Origin of the sequence: Thalassospira sp. GO-4 (assembly GCF_023588965.1) — a bacterium.
GTDB classification, from domain to species: domain Bacteria; phylum Pseudomonadota; class Alphaproteobacteria; order Rhodospirillales; family Thalassospiraceae; genus Thalassospira; species Thalassospira povalilytica.
In genome coordinates this window covers 1,232,553-1,252,024 of record NZ_CP097807.1, presented here as the reverse complement: position 1 = coordinate 1,252,024, position 19,472 = coordinate 1,232,553, and the positions used below count along the sequence as shown (strand labels likewise).

At 55.2% G+C, this 19,472-nt stretch carries 20 protein-coding genes and 2 tRNA genes; 14 read left to right on the top strand and 8 right to left on the bottom strand.

What is annotated here, in order from left to right:
• Positions 1 to 37: 37 nt before the first annotated feature.
• Positions 38 to 1,081 (top strand): dihydroorotase, encoded by a 1,044-nt coding sequence (pyrC, locus tag M9H61_RS05995; RefSeq protein ID WP_250283937.1) that lies wholly within the window; start codon positions 38 to 40, stop codon positions 1,079 to 1,081.
• A gap of 10 nt (positions 1,082 to 1,091) precedes the next feature.
• On the top strand, positions 1,092 to 1,484 hold the full coding sequence (locus M9H61_RS05990; protein ID WP_250283935.1) for an ester cyclase: 393 nt from the start codon (positions 1,092 to 1,094) through the stop codon (positions 1,482 to 1,484).
• A 10-nt stretch (positions 1,485 to 1,494) separates the two neighbouring features.
• Here the strand turns inward: M9H61_RS05990 and M9H61_RS05985 are convergent, their stop codons facing one another.
• Positions 1,495 to 2,256, bottom strand: coding sequence for a putative metalloprotease CJM1_0395 family protein (locus M9H61_RS05985; protein ID WP_250283932.1), 762 nt, complete (start codon positions 2,254 to 2,256; stop codon positions 1,495 to 1,497).
• 313 nt (positions 2,257 to 2,569) lie between these two features.
• Here M9H61_RS05985 and M9H61_RS05980 point away from each other — a divergent pair, with 313 nt between their 5' ends.
• Positions 2,570 to 3,523: a DUF547 domain-containing protein gene (locus M9H61_RS05980; protein WP_250283930.1), complete on the top strand. Its 954-nt coding sequence runs from the start codon at positions 2,570 to 2,572 to the stop codon at positions 3,521 to 3,523.
• Positions 3,524 to 3,617: 94 nt separating this feature from the next.
• Here the strand turns inward: M9H61_RS05980 and M9H61_RS05975 are convergent, their stop codons facing one another.
• Positions 3,618 to 3,857, bottom strand: coding sequence for a hypothetical protein (locus M9H61_RS05975; RefSeq protein WP_250283928.1), 240 nt, complete (start codon positions 3,855 to 3,857; stop codon positions 3,618 to 3,620).
• Positions 3,858 to 4,332: 475 nt separating this feature from the next.
• On the opposite strand from M9H61_RS05975, the gene M9H61_RS05970 reads away from it, so the two are divergent.
• The 5 genes from M9H61_RS05970 to M9H61_RS05950 all read left to right on the top strand — a co-directional run bounded on the left by M9H61_RS05970 (position 4,333) and on the right by M9H61_RS05950 (position 9,629).
• Positions 4,333 to 5,307, top strand: coding sequence for a DMT family transporter (locus tag M9H61_RS05970; protein ID WP_250283925.1), 975 nt, complete (start codon positions 4,333 to 4,335; stop codon positions 5,305 to 5,307).
• 187 nt (positions 5,308 to 5,494) lie between these two features.
• Complete coding sequence (gyrA, locus tag M9H61_RS05965; RefSeq protein WP_068518490.1) at positions 5,495 to 8,296, top strand: DNA gyrase subunit A; 2,802 nt, start codon at positions 5,495 to 5,497, stop codon at positions 8,294 to 8,296.
• A gap of 11 nt (positions 8,297 to 8,307) precedes the next feature.
• Positions 8,308 to 8,835 (top strand): pantetheine-phosphate adenylyltransferase, encoded by a 528-nt coding sequence (gene coaD, locus M9H61_RS05960; protein ID WP_068518489.1) that lies wholly within the window; start codon positions 8,308 to 8,310, stop codon positions 8,833 to 8,835.
• Between the two features lie 62 nt (positions 8,836 to 8,897).
• Complete coding sequence (locus M9H61_RS05955) at positions 8,898 to 9,401, top strand: peptidylprolyl isomerase (RefSeq protein ID WP_068518488.1); 504 nt, start codon at positions 8,898 to 8,900, stop codon at positions 9,399 to 9,401.
• A gap of 152 nt (positions 9,402 to 9,553) precedes the next feature.
• Positions 9,554 to 9,629 (top strand) — tRNA-Lys (locus M9H61_RS05950).
• A 40-nt stretch (positions 9,630 to 9,669) separates the two neighbouring features.
• Here M9H61_RS05950 and M9H61_RS05945 read toward each other — a convergent pair.
• Positions 9,670 to 10,215: a hypothetical protein gene (locus M9H61_RS05945; RefSeq protein ID WP_250283924.1), complete on the bottom strand. Its 546-nt coding sequence runs from the start codon at positions 10,213 to 10,215 to the stop codon at positions 9,670 to 9,672.
• A gap of 346 nt (positions 10,216 to 10,561) precedes the next feature.
• Between M9H61_RS05945 and M9H61_RS05940 the strand changes: the two genes are divergently transcribed.
• The 5 genes from M9H61_RS05940 (at position 10,562) to M9H61_RS05920 (ending at position 13,600) form a co-directional block, all read left to right on the top strand.
• A tRNA-Lys gene (locus M9H61_RS05940) sits at positions 10,562 to 10,637 on the top strand.
• A 315-nt stretch (positions 10,638 to 10,952) separates the two neighbouring features.
• On the top strand, positions 10,953 to 11,828 hold the full coding sequence (locus tag M9H61_RS05935) for a MotA/TolQ/ExbB proton channel family protein (RefSeq protein ID WP_068520073.1): 876 nt from the start codon (positions 10,953 to 10,955) through the stop codon (positions 11,826 to 11,828).
• A gap of 23 nt (positions 11,829 to 11,851) precedes the next feature.
• Entirely contained in the window at positions 11,852 to 12,241 is a 390-nt protein-coding gene (locus tag M9H61_RS05930) for a biopolymer transporter ExbD (protein WP_068520070.1), read from the top strand.
• On the top strand, positions 12,238 to 12,645 hold the full coding sequence (locus M9H61_RS05925; protein WP_228196512.1) for a biopolymer transporter ExbD: 408 nt from the start codon (positions 12,238 to 12,240) through the stop codon (positions 12,643 to 12,645). The genes M9H61_RS05930 and M9H61_RS05925 overlap by 4 nt, the downstream gene beginning before the upstream one ends.
• A 1-nt stretch (position 12,646) precedes the next feature.
• A complete protein-coding gene (locus tag M9H61_RS05920) occupies positions 12,647 to 13,600 on the top strand; it encodes an energy transducer TonB (RefSeq protein WP_068520065.1) in 954 nt (317 codons plus the stop codon).
• 94 nt (positions 13,601 to 13,694) lie between these two features.
• On the opposite strand, the gene M9H61_RS05915 is transcribed toward M9H61_RS05920, so the two are convergent.
• From M9H61_RS05915 to M9H61_RS20645, 5 genes are all read right to left on the bottom strand, one after another.
• On the bottom strand, positions 13,695 to 13,988 hold the full coding sequence (locus M9H61_RS05915; protein ID WP_114114366.1) for a DUF2218 domain-containing protein: 294 nt from the start codon (positions 13,986 to 13,988) through the stop codon (positions 13,695 to 13,697).
• Positions 13,989 to 14,780: an ABC transporter ATP-binding protein gene (locus M9H61_RS05910; protein ID WP_250283922.1), complete on the bottom strand. Its 792-nt coding sequence runs from the start codon at positions 14,778 to 14,780 to the stop codon at positions 13,989 to 13,991. It lies immediately after the preceding gene.
• A 10-nt stretch (positions 14,781 to 14,790) separates the two neighbouring features.
• On the bottom strand, positions 14,791 to 15,861 hold the full coding sequence (locus M9H61_RS05905; RefSeq protein WP_250283920.1) for an iron ABC transporter permease: 1,071 nt from the start codon (positions 15,859 to 15,861) through the stop codon (positions 14,791 to 14,793).
• A gap of 25 nt (positions 15,862 to 15,886) precedes the next feature.
• Positions 15,887 to 17,032: an ABC transporter substrate-binding protein gene (locus M9H61_RS05900; protein WP_250283918.1), complete on the bottom strand. Its 1,146-nt coding sequence runs from the start codon at positions 17,030 to 17,032 to the stop codon at positions 15,887 to 15,889.
• 337 nt (positions 17,033 to 17,369) lie between these two features.
• Positions 17,370 to 18,695: a globin-coupled sensor protein gene (locus tag M9H61_RS20645; RefSeq protein WP_305879852.1), complete on the bottom strand. Its 1,326-nt coding sequence runs from the start codon at positions 18,693 to 18,695 to the stop codon at positions 17,370 to 17,372.
• Positions 18,696 to 18,918: 223 nt separating this feature from the next.
• On the opposite strand from M9H61_RS20645, the gene M9H61_RS05885 reads away from it, so the two are divergent.
• The gene (locus tag M9H61_RS05885; RefSeq protein WP_068520058.1) at positions 18,919 to 19,422 is read left to right on the top strand and encodes a hypothetical protein; all 504 of its coding nucleotides are present in this window, start codon (positions 18,919 to 18,921) and stop codon (positions 19,420 to 19,422) included.
• Positions 19,423 to 19,472: the final 50 nt, after the last annotated feature.

Sequence of the window (19,472 nt, the reverse complement as noted above, 5' to 3'; positions counted from 1 at the left end):
TCCCAAACGGGTTCATCGGTTGCCAGGAGATCGCCACATGTCGACACAACGCATTACCCTTCGCCGTCCGGATGACTGGCATTTGCATCTGCGTGATGGTGAGATGCTCAAAGGTGTGATTGGCGAGACGTCGGAGCATTTTGCCCGTGCGATCATTATGCCGAACCTGGTGCCGCCGGTGGTCAAGACCGCGGATGCCGTGGCCTATCGCGATCGCATCACCGCAGCCATTCCGCAAGGCCATGATTTCACCCCGCTGATGACCCTGTATCTGACCGAGGGCACCAATCCCGATGATATCGAGGAAGGATATAAGGCCGGTGTGATCACCGCCTTGAAGCTGTATCCGGCCGGGGCAACCACCAATTCCGACAGCGGGGTGCGCAATTTCGATAATGCGATGCCAGCCCTTGAACGTATGGCAGAGCTTGGTATTCCGCTTTGTGTGCACGGCGAAGTCACCGATGCGGATATTGATATCTTTGATCGTGAAGCGGTATTTATCGACCGGGTTCTTGATCCGCTGCGCAAGCGTCTGCCGGAACTGCGTGTGGTGATGGAACACATCACCACCGAAGACGGCGTTGAATATGTCAAAGCCAATGACAAAAATCTGGGCGCGACCATTACGACGCATCACCTGATCATCAACCGCAATGCCATTCTGGTCGGCGGCATTCATCCGCATATGTATTGCTTGCCGGTTGCCAAGCGTGAAAAACACCGTTTGGCCCTGCGTGCGGCGGCAACGTCGGGGGATGCGCGCTTCTTCCTGGGCACGGATTCCGCCCCGCATACCGATGATCGCAAGGAAAGCCCGTGCGGCTGTGCCGGTATCTTTACCGCCAACAATACCGTGCAGCTTCTTGCCCATGTGTTCGAGCAGGAAAACGCCCTTGACAAGCTTGAAGCCTTTGCCTCGATCAACGGGCCGCAATTCTATGGTCTGCCGCTAAACGGTGATCAGATCACGCTGGAAAAACGCGCGGAACCGGCGAAATTCCCCGCCAAGATCGAAACCGGCGACGGTCCGGTCACGGTGTTCAATCCGGGCTTTGATATCTTCTGGCATTACGCATAGGGGGCGGTTTATGCGCGCCCGGCGTCTGGAAGAACTTTACCGCGGATATATCGATTGCCTGAATGCGCAGGATTGGGATCGCCTTGGTGATTATGTTGGCGACGATGTGCATTACAACGGCAAGCATGTTGGTTTGTCGGGCTATCGCGCCATGCTTGAACGGGATTATCGGGAAATTCCCGATCTTCGGTTCACTATCGATTTGCTGGTCGCCAATGAAACCCATGTTGCAAGCGTGCTGGCTTTTGAGTGCTCGCCAAAGGGCGAGTTTCTCGGGCTTGCGGTAAATGGTCGGAAGGTTGCCTTTTCTGAGAATGTGTTCTACGAATTTCGCGATGGCAAGATCGTGAATGTGCGTTCGCTCCTTGATAAGCTTGCGGTCGAAGCACAGATTGCCCGATGATGACGGCTGATTAGCCGCGAAGGTCGACCGACCCCGGTGCGGCATTCAGCCCGATATTCAGTCCGATGGTCGCGCGGTAGCTTTCCGCTGCCGCATAGGCCTGTGCCGAAATCATTGCCGATATATTCATTGATGCACCCTTGGCGACATTGAAGTCGGCCGCCGAGCTTCCCGGTACCGATGCCGCGCGCGATATCGCGGCCTGATTGGCGATGGCGGCGATGCCGTCCAGCCCCTGAAGCGGGCGGATGCTGACCTTGCCGCCGGTGGCATAAAGCCGCCCGTCAGGTCCGGCGGTATAGCTATAGGTGATCATGCCGGCATTTGCCCCGGCAAGGGCCTGATGACTTTCTTCCTCGGTTCTGACGGTGGCGTCGCGGGCGCGAAGCTGCTGGACGATTTCGCGTTCGCTTGCGGTCAGAAGCGCCGGGTTGGCGGTGGGTTGCCGGGCGCTTTTCGGGGTGTCTTCGCGTTCCTGTTGCTGACGTTCGGTCGGGCTTCTTGTGTCTGTTTCCCCGGCCGTTTGTTCGCCCGCAATATCGCGGGGATCAAGTTGCTGAATGATCGTGATCACCGATGCGGCCCGGTTGACCGGCGCGGTTGAGGGCGGCGGGGGTGATGGCTGCGCGGGTTCTGGGCTGCTGGCCGTTCCCGTCGTCGATCCGAGGGAGCCGGCCTGCCCCGACCGTGACAGGGTGTTCGATCCGGTTTGTGACGGGTTGGGCGCGGGGGTGTTGCTGGCAAGCGGTACAAGGGCGACGGCGGCTGGCATGGTTTGTGGCGCAGACGCGCCCGTTCCGCCCGACCCGCTGGTCGGCGGCTGGCTCCCGGAGCCGGGCAGGGCACGTGTGGCTATGATCTGGCCAAGTTGCCCACCACTCCCGGGGATAACCTGTATTGCGCCTGCCTGTATCATGGGTGATAGTGTAACCCAACTTGGGGTTAAAAGTACATAAAGCAGGTTCCCGTGATCACGCCGGTTTGATGAGGCTGTGACGTGCTGAAACGGGTTACACTGGAAACTGTTCCAAAAGCCGACAGGCGCTTGCCTGATCCTGTATCACTGATGAAACGGTTTTGCGGTTATGCGTTCTTTGCCCCTTTTGCCATTTGTTTCCGGTCTTTGCCGTCTTTGCGACCTGTGCGGTCTGTGGCGTCTGGTTCGACGCGCCAGTTTGCCCGGATGGCCTGGTCTGGCCAGTCTTGCGCCTGTGCTTGTTGTCATGGTGATGCTTGCGATGCCGGGGGCGGTCAATGCCGCGCCAAAGGCCGATCTGTGGCCGGACTGGCAGGTTTACGATCCGCAAAGCACGATCATGGTCGATCATTCGGAATGGCAGGGGGTTCTTGACCGGTTTGTTGATCAGCCCGAAGCCGGGGTGACCACATTTGATTACCAGCGTGCCTTGTCGGAGCGCGCAAACGGGATTTATGCGGTTGCACATTATATAGACCAGATGGTCGATATATCGGTCAGTCGCCTTAACCGGGCCGAGCAGATGGCATACTGGATCAATCTTTATAACGCGCTGACCGTGAAGGTGGTGCTTGACCATTATCCGGTGGCATCGATCCGCGATATCGACATTTCGCCGGGCCTGTTCGCATCGGGTCCGTGGGGCAAAAAGCTTGTCCGTATCGAAGGGCGGACCTTGTCACTTGATGATATCGAACACCGGATATTGCGCCCGATCTGGCAGGATGCGCGCATTCACTATGCGGTCAATTGTGCATCGGTCGGCTGTCCGGCGCTGGCGCGCGATGCCTATGATGCCAAACGGATCGAAAGCCAGCTTGATCAGGCCGCGCGCGGTTTTATCAACCATGCGCGCGCCATCCATAGTGACGGCGATGGCGGCTTTGTGATTTCAAGTCTGTATGACTGGTATCGGGATGATTTCGGGGCGGGGGATGCGCAATTTGTCGCCCATCTTCTGACCTTTGCCGGGCCCGAGCTGACCGCACAGCTTGATCATATCGGCGGGTTTGATGTTTCCGACGACGAATATGACTGGGCGCTGAACGCACCGCAATCCTGACAAAGGTGCGGCAATTCCCGCGTGCCGATTACCCAAGGATCATGATCAGATCTCCGGGCGCGCTTGATGGCGCCCGGTGGCAAGGCCAGCACGATCAGGCCGCGTTGTGGCGCAGGCGGCTCGTGTTGGCATGGGATGCACCCCAGTGCAACCGGTTGTGATGGTGCGTCCCGGGAAGGGCCGCCTCGGCCTTTTGGGCGCGATTTTGATTTACCTGCTCGATCGTGTGACGAACGTCACTGGCAGAAATGCCGTCATAGCGCATTAATGTCTGCACGATCGGGTCGGCAAGCATGTCTTCAATCGACAATTCCTGATCAACGTAACTCATCATCTCGTATCCTGGTCTTTTTGTTGCGCGTAATGTAGTGCTATTGCAAATCATTCGCAACCAAAAACTTGCGCCGATTTTACTTTTTTCCACTTTTGCTGGTTTGCTGCATTGATCTGCCTTGGTGTTCGGTGAAAATCACCGGGTACTGGCAATCAAAAATCCGTACCTTGCTGACCGTATAAAACCCGGAAATCTGCATCTTTTGGCTGTGTGGTCCGGACGGGGCCGGGTGTTCTGGTTCTATCCTGTGAGGTTGATGTTTTTCTGTGGCGGCTTTGCTGTCTTGGCCGGGTGGTTCGGGCCCGGCCGGTTTGGGTCCCGATGCGCAGCCCCATGAACGGGGCAATCGCGCCAGCCTTTGGGCTGTCGGGGTTCTATTTTCTTGATTCTTTGGTATTTGGCCTCTAACGCTGGATGCCGGTTTGATCACAACCGTGATAAAGCCCAAAAACTATGGCGAAAATAGGCTGGGAACATGACACGTCCGGGAATTCGTGAATATGGCTTGCTGTTGCTGCTGGCGATGATTTGGGGCAGTTCGTTCACCTTTATCAAGATCGGGGTTCATGCCTATTCCCCGCTGGTGGTGGCGGGCGGGCGGCTGACATTCGCGGCCCTTGTGTTGTGGTGTTTTGCCCTGATCCGCAAATCCGACATGCCGCGCGGGCGGCGGGCCTGGATATCGACATTCATGGTTGCCCTTGTTGGCAATGCCATTCCGTTCTTTCTGATCAGTTATGGTGAAATTCGCGTTGATGCGGGGCTTGCGGCCATTCTGATGTCGACCGTGCCGCTGACCACCGTGGTTCTGGCGCATTTCTTTACCCATGATGAAAAGCTGACGCTGGGCAAGGTGATCGGGGTGATCATGGGCACCATTGGCGTCATTGTTCTGGTCGGGCCGGAAACGCTTTCGGGGCTGGGGGGCGAATTCCTGTTTCAGTTGGCCATTCTGGTGGCTGCGGTCGGATATGCGATTTCGTCGCTGGTCGCACGCAATCTGCGCGATCAGCCGCGCATCGGGTCGACCGCCGTGATCCTGAGTTTCGCGGCCCTCATGCTGATGCCCTTTGCCCTGATCATTGATCGGCCATGGACCATGGAATGGGACCTTGGGGCGGCGATATCGATCATGTATCTGGGCATGTTCCCGACCGGGATTGCCATGTTCATGATCCTGCATCTGATTGCGGTGGCCGGGGCGAGTTTCCTGGTGTTTAACAATTATCTGGTGCCGGCAGTCGGGGTTCTGATCAGTTTTATCGTGCTGGGCGAAGTGCCCCAGCCCAATGCGCTGGTGGCACTGGTGATCATTTTATGCGGGATTGCCGCATCGCAATTGCGATTTGGCCGCACGGCAAAGCGGACAGGCGTTGATGGCGTCAAAGGCGATCCGATCGCGCCAGTTCTTGACAGTCCCGATCGTGAAAAAAGCAAGTCTAATCCGTAGAAAAAACACAAAATCGCGATAAAAGCCGAACTTTATCGCCCAACGTGGAATGTCGGGATTTGTCAATATTGTTTGTGGGCGACAAACCTGATACTTTCCGCCTTTCTGGTCCGGCATGTGCTTGAAAACAGGTGCATGTCACGCCGATTGAATCATTTCTGATCAAGCGTTTAAGAGGTCACGGCCTTTGTCCACCCAAGAGACCAATTCCGAGAGCCGCGATATTTTCCCGGTTTCCATCGAACAAGAAATGCGCCGCAGCTACCTTGATTACGCAATGAGCGTGATTGTTAGCCGTGCGCTGCCTGACGTCCGGGACGGTTTGAAGCCTGTGCATCGTCGTATTCTGTACGCCATGCACGAAAACGGTTTCGAATATAACAAGCCGTTCCGCAAATCGGCCCGTGTGGTCGGGGACGTGATGGGTAAATACCACCCGCATGGTGACAGCGCGATTTACGACGCGATGGTCCGTATGGCCCAGAACTTCTCCATGCGTCTGCCGCTGATTGACGGGCAGGGGAACTTTGGTTCCATGGATGGCGACAAGGCCGCCGCCATGCGTTACACCGAAGCCCGCATGGCCAAGGCAGCCCATTTCCTGCTTGATGATATCGATAAAGACACGATTGATTTTCGCGATAACTATGACGAAACCACCAAGGAACCGTCTGTTATCCCGGCACGTTTTCCGAACATGCTGGTCAATGGTGCGGGCGGTATTGCCGTTGGTATGGCGACCAATATTCCGCCCCATAACCTTGGCGAAGTCATTGATGGCTGCATGGCCTATGTCGACAATCCCGACATCACCGTCGAAGGGCTGATGGAATTTGTCCATGGGCCGGACTTCCCGACCGGTGGCCTTATTCTGGGGCGTTCGGGCATCCATTCGGCATTCAAGACCGGCCGCGGGTCGGTCGTCATGCGTGCACGCACCCATGTCGAGGAAATCCGTGCCAACCGCGAAGCGATCATCGTTACCGAAGTTCCCTATCAGGTGAACAAGGCGACCCTGATGGAAAAGATCGCCGAACTGGTACGTGACAAGAAACTCGAAGGCATTTCCGATCTGCGTGATGAGTCGGACCGTTCCGGTGTCCGGATGGTGATCGAACTCAAACGTGATGCGAATTCCGACGTTGTCCTGAACCAGCTGTTCCGCTTTACCGCCCTTCAGACGTCGTTTGGCGTCAATATGCTGGCGTTGAACCGTGGCAAGCCGGAACTGATGAACCTGAAAGACATCATTCAGGCCTTTGTCGAATTCCGCGAAGAAGTCATTACCCGCCGGACCATCCATCTTCTCAAAAAGGCGCGTGAACGTGCCCATGTTGTGGTTGGTCTGGGGATTGCCGTTTCCAACATTGACGAAGTCATCAAGCTGATCCGCAATGCGGCCGATCCGACCATTGCGCGTGAACAGCTTATGGCGCGTGACTGGGCGGCGGGCGATATTGTTCCGTTGATCGAACTGATCGCCGATCCGAACCAGATCGGGTCATCGGATGGCATGTATCGCCTGTCCGAAGCACAGGCCCGTGCAATCCTTGAACTGCGTCTGCATCGCCTGACCGGTCTCGAACGCGACAAGATCGCGGGCGAATTGACCGAGTTGGGTGAAAAGATCAAAGACTTCCTTGATATCCTGGCCTCGCGCGAGCGCAAGCTTACGATTCTCAAGGACGAACTGAGCGAAATGCGCAATGAATTCGCCGACCCGCGTCGCAGCGAAATTCAGGAAGCAGAATTCGAACATGACATCGAAGATCTGATTGCCCGCGAAGACATGGTCGTCACCGTGTCGCACAGCGGCTATATCCAGCGTGTTCCGCTGTCGACCTATCGCGCGCAGCGTCGCGGTGGCAAAGGCCGTTCGGGCATGGCCACCCGCGAGGAAGATTTCGTTTCCAAGCTGTTCGTGGCCAATACCCATACCCCGGTTCTGTTCTTCAGCTCCGAGGGCATGGTCTATAAGATGAAGGTCTGGCGTCTGCCGGTCGGTACACCGCAATCGCGCGGCAAGGCCCTTGTGAACCTGCTGCCGCTGTCCGAAGGCGAATATATCACCACGGTCCTGCCGCTTCCCGACGAGGAAGAATGGCCGAACCTGCATGTGATGTTTGCCACCTCGACCGGGAATGTCCGCCGTAACAGTCTTGCCGATTTCGTGAATGTGAAATCCAACGGCAAGATCGCCATGAAGCTTGAAGAAGATCGTGGTGACAAGCTGATCGCGGTTCAGACCTGTACCGATGATGACGATATTCTTCTGACCACGCGAATGGGCAAATGCATTCGCTTCCGTGTCGGGGATGTCCGCGTCTTTACCGGCCGTAATTCGGTTGGTGTGCGCGGTATTCGTCTGGCGGACGAAGATTCGGTCATCGCGATGTCGGTTCTGTTTGGCAACCATGTCACCATGGAAGAACGTGATGAATACCTTTCGATCGCAGGCAAACTGCGCCGCGAGGAAATCACCGAAGACAATCTTCCGCTCGAAGTGCTCAGCGCTGAACGCTATCAGGAAATTCTTGCTGGTGATCAGCTGATCCTGTCTGTGACCGAAAACGGTTATGGCAAACGCACGTCTGCCTATGAATATCGTGTAACCGGTCGCGGCGGGCAGGGCTTTGCCAATATCGAGATGTCCGAACGTAACGGTAATGTTGCTGCATCCTTCGTCATCGAAGAAGGCGACGAACTGATGATGGTCACCAATGGTGGCAAGGTCATCCGTATGCCGACCCACGACATCCGTATCGCCGGCCGCAAGACACAGGGCGTGACATTGTTCCGTACTGCCGATGACGAACAGGTCGTCGCGGTTGAACGTCTGTCAAACCTTGGCGGTGACGAAGAAGGTGAAGAGGGCGATGTGGATGGTGTTGAAAACACCGATGATGCATCAACCGACACCGCAGAAACCAGTGCCAGTGATGCGGGTGATGATGCACCGGCAACTGATGGCACCGAAAGCGACGAATAATTGGAAATTCGATGACTGAAACGTCTTCTACCATATCGCGCATCGGGATTTATCCGGGCACATTCGACCCGGTGACCCAGGGGCATATGGATATTATTCGTCGTGCGACCCGGATTGTGGACCAGCTTATTGTCGGCGTTGCGATCAACGCCGGCAAAGGTCCGATGTTCGGCGTTGATGAACGCTGCAAACTGGTCGAAGAGGCCCTGAAAGCGGCGGGCGGCGAAGTTGCCGCGCGCACCTCAGTTAAGCCATTTTCTTCGCTTCTGATGGATTTCGCCAAAGAAAACGGTTCAAGCACGATCATCCGCGGTCTTCGCGCGGTATCGGACTTTGAATATGAATTCCAGATGGCGGGCATGAATGCTCGGCTGTCGCCGGAAGTCGAAACCGTGTTTTTGATGGCATCCGACAAACAGCAGTTTGTTTCGTCGCGCTTCGTCAAGGAAATCGCCCGGCTGGGTGGTAATGTAAGTGAATTTGTGCCAGCCAACGTGCTTAAGCGCTTGCATGAAAAGCTGGCAGAAGAAAAGGAATAACGCAGGCCATGCGTCTTTTTCGTCTATTCTCAATAATTGCTCTCGTACTAGGAATTGTAACCATGTCCAATGGAAACGACGCTGTCGCGCAGGATTTGGAAAACACGCTTTATCTTGATCTGAAAGATGGCCGCGTTGTTATTCAGCTTCGCCCGGACCTTGCGCCGAAACATGTTGCCCGCATCAAGGAACTGACCCGCGAGGGGTTCTATGATGGTCTGAAGTTCCATCGTGTGATCGAAGGCTTCATGGCGCAGACCGGCGACCCCAAGGGCAATGGTACTGGCGGATCGGGTCAGAAACTTGATGCCGAATTCTCCAAGGAACATCATGGTCGCGGCACCGTTTCCATGGCCCGTTCGGCCAATCCGAACAGTGCTGATTCGCAATTCTTCATCTGCTTTGCCGATGCACCGCATCTGGATGGCCAATACACCATCTGGGGTCAGGTGACCGAAGGCATGGAATATGTCGACATGATCAAAAAAGGCGCCCCCTGGGCCAACGGGTCGGTTGCCGATCCGGACGTGATTGTCAAAATGCAGGTTGCTGCAGACGCGCAATAATCGCGCAAACCGATCATTTGCAACCGAAAGCCGTCCCTTTGTGGGGCGGCTTTCGCGTTTTAGGGCGCGAAAGCAGAAAAAGAGGAAAAATATGGAAAACAGGTGTTGACCAGCGCGTGCTCTCCCATTAAAACGCGCTTCACCAACGTTGAGGGCCCGTAGCTCAGTTGGTAGAGCAACTGACTTTTAATCAGTTGGCCACAGGTTCGAATCCTGTCGGGCTCACCAATAAGCCCCTGAAACCTTTCCGGTTTCGGGGGCTTTTTCTTTATTGAGAATTTCGGATCTCGAAGTTGATTGCTACGGACGGAGAGATGCCTAGTTCGGCAGAAAATCCTGTAATCACAAAATATTGGTTTGTTCTGTATTTTTCTTGTAGCCGTGCCACTTCCTTTATTAGACCATTCATCACATCCTGTGCCATTCCGCCTAAATCTATAGCGAATGCGCTAGCGTCTACCCATCCCTCAAAATCTTTGTTGGCGATTGAGTACCTGCCATCTGATATTTCTTTGATCTCTACTGAGGTTCCGGCGTTAATTGATCCGATTGAATCCATGCTGTTTGGCGAGGGGAATATTGGAGTGGGTTTGCTTGTTGTCGCTTTCGTCCAATAATCTTCAGTATCGCTTCCTGTACCTGAAAAATTTGGTTTTTGCTGTGCAGCCAACATTAACGTTGGTGCATCAAGGACCTTTAAGTCGTTTGATAATTCTTCCCATGCCTCAGATGGCACTGCCATAGGTTCAGCAACTGCGGGTGAAGAAAGCAAGGCTAGGCTAAGAATGTAAAGGCTTGCGCATACCGTTTTCATCTGTGCTGTTACCTTATTGTTATCAAGTTTGGCGACTTGGTTTTATCTATGGTTGAAGTTTGATCCATTCAACTATTTGTTTGGTTGTTTTTGCGATGGCATCTATTTGCTCAGGATGTAAATCAAACAAATTTTCTTAACTCGTTTCAGCGTTCAAATTTTAGTCATACTGGGTTCATGCTGTGAGTAGTGCGCATTAGTGGCATTTTCAGCTCATTTTTTAACCGATCAAAACCGGGGTTTTCCGGGGTTTTGGCGCGAATTCATGGCAGATGTGCAAAAACACGTAAAAAGGGGGGTTGACCGATGACGCCAGTCCCATTAAAACGCCGCTCACCAACGTTGAGGGCCCGTAGCTCAGTTGGTAGAGCAACTGACTTTTAATCAGTTGGCCACAGGTTCGAATCCTGTCGGGCTCACCAATTCAAAACCCCTGGAACCCAGAAGTTCCGGGGGTTTTGCATATCCGGCATTTGGATCACTTAATTCTTCGCCGCACTTGTTTGCCCTATCGGGCATTTTCGCCCGCGTTGCCGGTATGGTCCGACTTTCCCGTTCTGTCTGTTTCGATATCTGATCGCTCTGGTGCGAAGCAAAGCAGCCATGCACGAAAAAGCTGTATGTTTTGTTGGTTGCGATTGCATCGCAATTCTATTTCCTGTAAAGAATGCAAATCAGTTTCAAATGCATCAGAGCAGGACGTCTGATGCTGATCGTATATTTGATCGGAAAGTTAAATGCCTGAACCTGTAAATCCGTTGGCCGCATCTGATGATGCGCAAAGCCCGCTTGCATCCGATGGCGCAATTGCACCTGACGCAACTGCGACCGGAACCCTGTCCAGTGATGGTACAGTGATCCTTGATCCCGCTACGGGACTTCCGATGGACACAACGGCAACGACCCAGGCCAATTCCATGACCGATGCCTTTGTCGGGTTGCCGGTGATCGAACAGGTTGACCGGGCCGGGGTTGTCGGCTGGGTGCTGGCAGCGATGGCTTTGATCGGGCTTGTCCTGTTCTTCTACAAGCTGGTTGGTTTCTTGCGCCGTGGTGTCTTTGCCGACGGGTTTGTGCGTGATGTCGAACGCCACCTTTCAGATGGCGACGAAGCACAGGCCGCAGACCTTCTGGCGCGCCGTCGTCATCCGGCGGCACGTATCGGGCTTTCGGGCCTGTCACTGTCCGTGGCATCGGCTGATGAACGCGAAGCCGCATCCGATCTTATTGCCGCACGTGCGCGCAAGGAAATCGACAGCCTGAATGGCGGTTTGCGCATCATGTCGGCCATCGCGGTCCTTAGCCCGCTTCTGGGCCTGCTTGGAACCGTGATGGGCATGATCGAGGCCTTCCAGAAAATGGAAGGTGCGGGCAGCCGCATTGATCCGTCTGTCCTGTCGGGCGGGATCTGGCTGGCGTTGCTGACAACTGCGATCGGTCTTGTGGTCGCGATCCCGGCAACCGCATTCCATATGTGGATGCAGGGCGTTATCGGCCGTGCAGCAGCGGTGATGGAAGATGTCTGCACCATGGTGGTCAATCGGGGCGAACTGGCCCACAGGACCACTCTGGGGGCGTCCAACGTATCCGAACTTCGCCACGCAGCCGAATAAACCCAATCCGCCGGAATACGCCTATGCAATTGCGCGAACGTAATCGCGGTTCATCACCGATGATCGGTCTGACCCCGCTGATTGATGTTGTCTTCATTTTGCTGATTTTCTTCATGCTGGCATCAAGCTTCCTTGACTGGAAGGGCTTCGAGATGTCGGTCAGCATCACCGATGGCAGATCGACCAGCCAAAGCGACGTACGCCCGGTAACGGTCAATGTCGATGCCAATGGCGGTCTTTCGATCAACGGGGAAACCGTATCGCTGTCGGGACTTGTCCCGGCATTGCAAAGCGACTATGGCGGATCACCCGTGCGTCTGCGTCCGGTCAATGGCGCAAGTCTTCAGCATCTGGTTGATGTGATGGATGCACTTGGCCGTGGCGGGGTTACAGATGTGGAGTTCATCGAATGAAACGCCGCATTCAGATCGCCGAGGACGGCCCGGTCCAGGAACCGATGTTGCCTTTGATCAATATCGTCTTTCTGCTTCTGATCTTTTTCATGATTGCCGGAAGCCTGCAAAAGCTCGGCCCATTTGAAGTCGACCCGCCGGCAAGCCAGACTGCCGAAGCCCGCCCCGAAGACACGATTGTCCTGTGGTTCGGGAAGTCGGGTGAAATCGGGATTGATGATCTTAAGGGCGGCCTTGATCGCCTGTCATCGATGTTGCCGGTTGATTATATCGGTCGTCCTGTCGAAATCCGTGCCGATCGCGATACCGAAGGTGCCAAGGTTGTTGCCTTGCTCAAACGGTTGCAGGAACTGGGCGTTGACAAGGTACAGCTGATGACCGCAATCGAGGCGGGACAGGATTGATATGTCAAAACGCGTTGATTTCCTGATCGCAACCGGGCTGACCGGTATTGTTCTGGCCGGGGGGATTGTTCTGGCCATGCCCGATCCGCAACCATCGGGTTGGGGCGGTGCCGGATCGGTCCAAAGCATCAGCATTTCGCTTGGTGCCGGGCATGCCGTAAGTGGTGAGTCCGAAATTGATGAACAAAGTGCGGATTCTGTTGAAAGCCGTGCTGCCGAAGAACCGGTCGAGGTTACCGAGCCTGAACCCGAACCGGAACCGGAGCCGGTCGTTGAACCGGAACCCGAGCCCGAACCGGTCGAGGAACCCGAAGAAATCGTCGAGCCGGAACCAGAGCCCGAACCCGAAATTGTCGAACCCGAGCCTGAACCGGAACCCGAGCCCGTCGTCGAAGAAGTCGTCGAACCCAAGCCCGAACCGGAACCTGAGCCGGTTGTGGTTCAGGAACTGGCCGAAGTTCTTCCGGTCCGGATGAAGCCCAAGCCGCCGGTCACCAAGGTCGAAGCACCGAAAAAGCCGGAACCGGTTCAGAAAAAGCCCGAACCGGTCATTCAGCCAAGCGGCCTGACCAATTCAAGCCGGTCCGAAGGCACCGTGGGTGAAGTCGCCCAAAGCCAGGCGGCCTCGGCATCGAATGGCAGCGGCGGCGGAGCCGCCAGCAAGGCCGCGATGGTCGATTACCAGTCATCGGTTCTGCAAATGCTGAACCGCTATCGCGAATATCCCGACCGGGCCAAGCGGCGCGGCATCGAAGGTCAGAACAGCATCTATATCGTGATTGCACGTGACGGAACGGTGCTTGAAACCCGGGTGCTGTCATCAAGCGGATCCAAGCTGCTTGATCGCGAAACCCAGCGGATGATTGAACGGGTACGCCAATTCCCGCCATTCCCCGACACCATGACCGAAGACAAGATCATGTTGACCGTGCCGGTGGTCTACAATCTGCGCTAATGCAAAACGCCAGCCCCGAAAGGCTGGCGTTTTTTATTTCGCACTGTGGCGTGTGATGTGTGGCGTGTGACGGGGTAGGTGAGGGAGACCAAGATCAGGCCTGACCGTCTTCCCACCGATAGTCCAGCGGCGCCTCGCGCCAGGCGAATTTGTCGAGATGGACGATAATCACGCCTTTCATCTTTTCGATTCCTTCGGCCTTTTCGGACTGACCATCGAAAATCAGGGCGTCATCCGTTGCCGTGATGGTGCATGGCCCCATCGGAAAAGCAACATCGCCCGATGTTTCACCAAGATCGACTGTGACCTTGTGGGCGAAATGCTTGCATAGCTGCACAAGATATTTGGCGGCGTTATCGGTTTTGACCGATCCCCTGGTGGTAAACATTTATCGGTGTCCCTCTATGGTGTTGAGCCCGTCGACAATGACGAATGGTGACCCGTGCGAGCATGTTTCAAGCCGCCCGCTGACATGATAGGCACGCGACAGCATTTCGGGTGTCATGGCGTGTCGTGGGGCGCCATGTGACAACACACCGCCTTCGCCAAACAGGATCAGGCTGTCGCAATGGCGCATCGCCAGATTGATGTCATGCAGCGCAATCAGCGCCAGTCCCTGTTTGTCTTTGACAAGGGTGCGCACCACATCGAGAACCCCGAGCTGCCAGCGCAGATCAAGCGCGCTTGTCGGTTCATCAAGCAGCATGATGTCGGGTTCGCGGACAATGATCTGGGCAAGCCCGACCATCTGGCGCTGACCACCGGACATGCGGCTAAGCGGTTGAAACGCGATATGGCGGATGTTCAGACGGTCAAAAACCCGTTCGGTCAGGGTTTCCACATGGTCGCGTGTCAGATCATGGCGCACCGCCCGGCAGGCCGAAATAACCGCCTCATAAGCCACAAGATTGGTGGCCTGGGGCAAGGTTTGCGGCAAATAGGCAACCTTGCGTGCGCGCTGATTATGGCTGAGCTTGCGGTTTTCGTCCCCGTCATAGGTGATCGACCCGCCATAGGAGGCAAGCCCCGCAAGCGAACGCAGGAAGCTTGATTTGCCAACACCATTGGGGCCAAGCACGCCGATCACGCTGCCCGGTTCGAAATCGGCCAGCGTGATGTTGGACAGGATGGTGTTTTTGCCATGGGCAATCACAAGATCGCGGATATCAAGTTTGGTCATGATCGGCCCCTTATCCACGACGCTTTTGCGAAATCAGCAAGGCCAGGAACAGCGGAATGCCGATCAGGGCCGTGACAATGCCGTCGGGGATCATGATGCCCGGGACAATCGATTTGCTGGCCAGGGACGCACAGGACAGGATAAACGCCCCGGCAAGGATGCTGCCCGGGATGTAGTAACGATGGTCCTCGCCAAAGGCCAGGCGCGCAATATGCGGCCCGACCAGCCCGACAAAGCCGATCACGCCGGTAAAGGATACGGCAACCGCGGTCAGAACCCCGACGCGCAGCAATACCAGCATCCGCAAACGTTCAACCGACACCCCATAGCTTTTGGCGTAATCTTCGCCGCCACGAAGGGCTGTCATTTTCCAGACATGGCGGATGCTGAACGGCACACAGCACAGGAACACCACGCCGACAATCGCGATCTTTTCCCAACTGGCGCGTGCAAGGCTGCCCATGGTCCAGAACACGATCTGTTGCAGGCTGTCGGTATCGGCAACAAACTGGATAAGCGACACCAGCGCATCCAGTGCAAAAACCAGCGCAATACCAAACAGCACGACCGTATCAATGGTCGCGCCGTAAAATCCCGCCAGCATCTGGATCAGGAAAATCGCGCACAACGCCCCGGCAAAGGCAAATACCGGCACAATGTAGTTTTCCGGCAGGCCATATTGATCAAGCTGAAAGACAATGGCGACCGATGCACCAAGGGTCGCGGCATGCATGATGCCAAGGGTCGACGGGCTGGCCAGCGGGTTGTTGAGCACCGTCTGCAATTCCGCCCCGGCAAGGCCCAGCGTCGCGCCGATCAGGATCGCCAGCACCGCAAAGGGCAAACGCACGTCAAACACGATCACCTTCATGGCGCCGGAAAGCGTTTCCGGATCAAGGATGCCCGTCACTACATCGACAAAGGACAGCATGGCCGGGCCGGTGATCACATTGGCAACAAAGGAAATAATCAGGGCAGTCAGGAATATGCACAGCCAGAAAATCCGCTTGAATACGAATGCCCGATACTGGTGTGACAGCGACGGCGCAGCATGTGCTGCGCCGGTGGTCTGGTCTTTCATTATTTGGTCCGATGTTTTATGGCGTTTACAAAGATGACGCCTGATCAAGGCCAATCCAGTAAACACCATTCAGATCAACCGCCTGGAAACGCTCAAAGAAGGTTCTCAGTGTCGCGTCCGGATCAAGATCGGCAAAGGTTTCGGGATGGAACCACTTTGCCATCGCCTGAAGGGTCGTGACATTGATCGGGTTGTTATAGACATGGTGCCATACGGAATAGACATGGCCGCTTTTCACCGCTGAAAGCTCCGAAAGGCCGGTACGTTCCATGCTGTGCGCAAGCGACGCTGCGGCCTGTTGGGCACTGGTCGATGCGCCAAGAACAATGCGTTTGGAATTGAGTTCCGGATCAAGCCCGGCCGATCCGACCGCGGTCGTCACATAATAGTCCGGGTTCTTGAGAAGAAGCTGCTCGATCGATACCTGTGCGATGACGCCGGGGATTTCGTCACCAAACACATTGTTGCCGCCGGCAAGTTCGACAAATTTGCCGATCATTTCATTGCCCATGGCCTCGCAGCAATTCTGTTGCAGGCCAACCCGGCTTTCAAGAAAGACACTGGGCTTGTCGGTGATCTGTGCGGTTTTGTCGGTCACCTTGTGCAGGTTTTCTTCGTAGAATTTTACGAATGCTTCGGCCTGGTCTTCCTTGCCCATCAGCTTGCCCAGAATGCGGATGCTTTTTGGGGTGTTTTCAAACGGCTTGCTGCGGAAATCGATCATCACGACCGGGATATGGGCCGCCCCCAGAACCGACAGGATTTCATGGCTTTTTGATCCCGGCCCATGGCCGCCCGACATGCCAAATATCGCAACATCGGGTTCAACCGTCAGTGCCTTTTCGACCGAAAAGGTTGCTTCACCGCTACGCCCGATCAACGGAATGTCGTCGATTTCGGGAAATTTGGCTTCGTACTGGGCGTAAGAGCCCGGATCAAGTTGTTTGAATTCGCCCATCATGCCCGCGATCCAGCGCACCGGATTTTCCGGATCCAGAATGCCGATCGATGGCAAAAAGCGACCTTCGCCCAGGATCATGTGTTTGATCGGGACTTCGACGGTAACTTCGCGTCCGGCAACATCGGTCAGGGTAATTGTTTCACCAGCCCGGGCCGTGGTGGCGCACAGGACAGCGGCGGCAACGAAACTCAGTAAACGGTTAAATTTCATATCGTTTCTGCATTCTGGAAGGTTGCATGATGTAAGCGACAATCTGTCTGGCTGTGTCGGGGCAGGGTGCTGCGCCTTCACCATCGGGTTGATCAGCACCAAAACCGCTGCCATGGCCGGCGCATCAAGAATGCGCGCCATCCACACAGCCGGAAATTTTCATAGCAAAGAAACCATTCAATTGCGAATGATTTTGAATATTATTTTCTTTAAGGCCCGGATCATCTGGCAAAGGACGGGGCTGTGCTGATCACAATCCATCAGCCGTCAGCCAAAAAAAAGGGGTGCGGAAACCGGCGTTCCGCACCCGCACGACCGCGCATCAACGGTCAGAAAGTCATGACGTCACTGTCAGACGCGACACAAAGGCATCAACATCACTGCGCAAACGTTCGGAATTCTGCTTAAGGGTTTTTGACACCTCAAACACCTGGGATGCCACGGAGCTTGTCTTGCTTGCCGTGCCATTGACGGTTTCAAGACTGGTATTCACGTCCTGATTGGCGGCAGATACCGCGTTGATATTGCCACTGATTTCTGTGGTGGCGGCGGCCTGTTGTTCGACTGCGGCCGAAATTGCCGTCACCGATTCAACAATGGTGCCGATTTGTCCGGCTACGGTCTGAATGGCACTGACGGCTGCTGATGTGCTTTGTTGAACGGCATTGATCTGTTCGGTGATATCGCCGGTTGCCTTGGCGGTCTGATTGGCAAGGTTTTTGACCTCGCTTGCGACCACGGCAAAGCCTTTGCCGGCTTCACCGGCCCGGGCGGCTTCGATTGTCGCATTCAGCGCCAGAAGGTTGGTTTGGCTTGCGATCTTGTCAATCAGATCGACGACCGTTCCAATCTGGTCTGCCGCGGCGTTCAGTGTTTCGATGGTGTCCGATGTTCGCCGAACGGATTGTTCGACCTCGTTGGAAATGGTCGATGCCCGCGACACCTGACTGGAAATTTCACGAATGGAACTGTCGAGTTCTTCGGCCGCACCGGCAACGGTGGTGGCATTGTCCGCGGAAATTTCGGCAGCCCCGCGGGCTCTTTGGACCTCGTCCTGGGTTTCGGTCATGCTGGAAATCAGCGTATTGGACGCTTGTGACATGTCTTCGGCCGATGAGGCGACGGCGGCAACGACGGTGCCGATGGTTTCCTCGAAATCATGCGACATCTGTTGCAGTTTGTTGTGATAGGTATTTTGCGTTTCCTCGTAATAGACCGTGATCGCCATTTCGACATCGACCAGAAGCGCATTGATCGATGCAACCACCATCAGGGAAACCTGTGAATCGCGGTGGAACTGCCTGAACAGCAGGGCCGATATTTCACCAAGCATGAAATTATAGGCCGACACATAGGATTCCGGCGTCAACCCGATCCGTTCATGGGCCTTGCCGATGCGTCGGACATCCTCGTAAAACGAGTCATCAAACGACCCTTCGAACAGTTTGGCCCAGTGTTTGCGCTGGGCGTCCTTGAGGCGGCTGATATTGGACGGATCCCCGACGATTTTTGCCAGTTCCGGTCGGCCCATCACCTTTTTGTAGAATTCGTCCAGAATGGGCGGAAGGTTCTTTTCGATTACCGGCCATGCCCGTTTGAGCTGTTTGACCTTGTTCTCGTCAAAGCCGATGAATTCAAGACGGCGTTTTAGTTCCGGATGCATGCCATTCTCCCCGATAGCAGGTTGATCTCTCTCAGCATTTGTTATGCGCATCTTGGTTTTAGGTTGGGCTTCAATTTGGGAAAATAACTATCCATTAGGATTGATGATTTGCTCGCAAGGGTAGAACTACCTCGGCATGTCGCAGATTTTCGGGAAAAATCGTCACACCCTTTGGGGCAGGGCGTCGTGTCATCTGTAAGTCACAGATGAACAGGAGGCCGCCGTGCCGATTAACAAGGATCAGCTGAGAACTTTGATCGTGCAGCCGGTTTTGGCCGTGCTTGATCTTCCGGCCCCCGATGTGGCCGAAAACCTTCTGATGGGTACCGCTGCCCATGAAAGTCATCTGGGCGACTATATCCAGCAGGTTGGCGGCGGTCCGGCACTGGGCATCTATCAGATGGAACCGGCAACCCTGAATGATTGCTATGTCAATTATCTGGATTATTCGACCCGTGCGGCTTTGAAGGCCAAGGTTGATGGTTTCCTGGCGGCACAGCCGGTCGGATCGGATGGTAAACCCGACAAATCCGCACAGCTTGCCACCAATCTTGCCTATGCAACCGCGATGTGTCGCATCCGGTATTATCGGGCCCCGGGTGCCTTGCCGTCCGATCCCAATGATCTGAACGGGCTGGCCGCCTATTGGAAGCAATATTACAACACCCCGCTTGGCGCCGGCACGGTGGATCAGTTCATTGCCGATTATAACCGTTTCCTTGGCTAGGGTTGCGGCCCGAACGGCGATCATTGACGGTATCCGGCATTCTCATAAAA

Coding starts and splice junctions, on each gene's coding strand:
- coaD (WP_068518489.1), top strand. CDS start 8,308: ATGACTGAAACGTCTTCTACCATATCGCGCATCGGGATTTATCCGGGC.
- M9H61_RS05935 (WP_068520073.1), top strand. CDS start 10,953: ATGCCTGAACCTGTAAATCCGTTGGCCGCATCTGATGATGCGCAAAGC.
- M9H61_RS05905 (WP_250283920.1), bottom strand. CDS start 15,861: ATGAAAGACCAGACCACCGGCGCAGCACATGCTGCGCCGTCGCTGTCA.
- M9H61_RS05915 (WP_114114366.1), bottom strand. CDS start 13,988: ATGTTTACCACCAGGGGATCGGTCAAAACCGATAACGCCGCCAAATAT.
- M9H61_RS05975 (WP_250283928.1), bottom strand. CDS start 3,857: ATGATGAGTTACGTTGATCAGGAATTGTCGATTGAAGACATGCTTGCC.
- M9H61_RS05920 (WP_068520065.1), top strand. CDS start 12,647: ATGTCAAAACGCGTTGATTTCCTGATCGCAACCGGGCTGACCGGTATT.
- M9H61_RS20645 (WP_305879852.1), bottom strand. CDS start 18,695: ATGCATCCGGAACTAAAACGCCGTCTTGAATTCATCGGCTTTGACGAG.
- M9H61_RS05955 (WP_068518488.1), top strand. CDS start 8,898: ATGTCCAATGGAAACGACGCTGTCGCGCAGGATTTGGAAAACACGCTT.
- M9H61_RS05945 (WP_250283924.1), bottom strand. CDS start 10,215: ATGAAAACGGTATGCGCAAGCCTTTACATTCTTAGCCTAGCCTTGCTT.
- M9H61_RS05900 (WP_250283918.1), bottom strand. CDS start 17,032: ATGAAATTTAACCGTTTACTGAGTTTCGTTGCCGCCGCTGTCCTGTGC.
- M9H61_RS05990 (WP_250283935.1), top strand. CDS start 1,092: ATGCGCGCCCGGCGTCTGGAAGAACTTTACCGCGGATATATCGATTGC.
- M9H61_RS05925 (WP_228196512.1), top strand. CDS start 12,238: ATGAAACGCCGCATTCAGATCGCCGAGGACGGCCCGGTCCAGGAACCG.
- M9H61_RS05980 (WP_250283930.1), top strand. CDS start 2,570: ATGCGTTCTTTGCCCCTTTTGCCATTTGTTTCCGGTCTTTGCCGTCTT.
- pyrC (WP_250283937.1), top strand. CDS start 38: ATGTCGACACAACGCATTACCCTTCGCCGTCCGGATGACTGGCATTTG.
- M9H61_RS05930 (WP_068520070.1), top strand. CDS start 11,852: ATGCAATTGCGCGAACGTAATCGCGGTTCATCACCGATGATCGGTCTG.
- M9H61_RS05985 (WP_250283932.1), bottom strand. CDS start 2,256: ATGCCAGCCGCCGTCGCCCTTGTACCGCTTGCCAGCAACACCCCCGCG.
- M9H61_RS05910 (WP_250283922.1), bottom strand. CDS start 14,780: ATGACCAAACTTGATATCCGCGATCTTGTGATTGCCCATGGCAAAAAC.
- M9H61_RS05970 (WP_250283925.1), top strand. CDS start 4,333: ATGACACGTCCGGGAATTCGTGAATATGGCTTGCTGTTGCTGCTGGCG.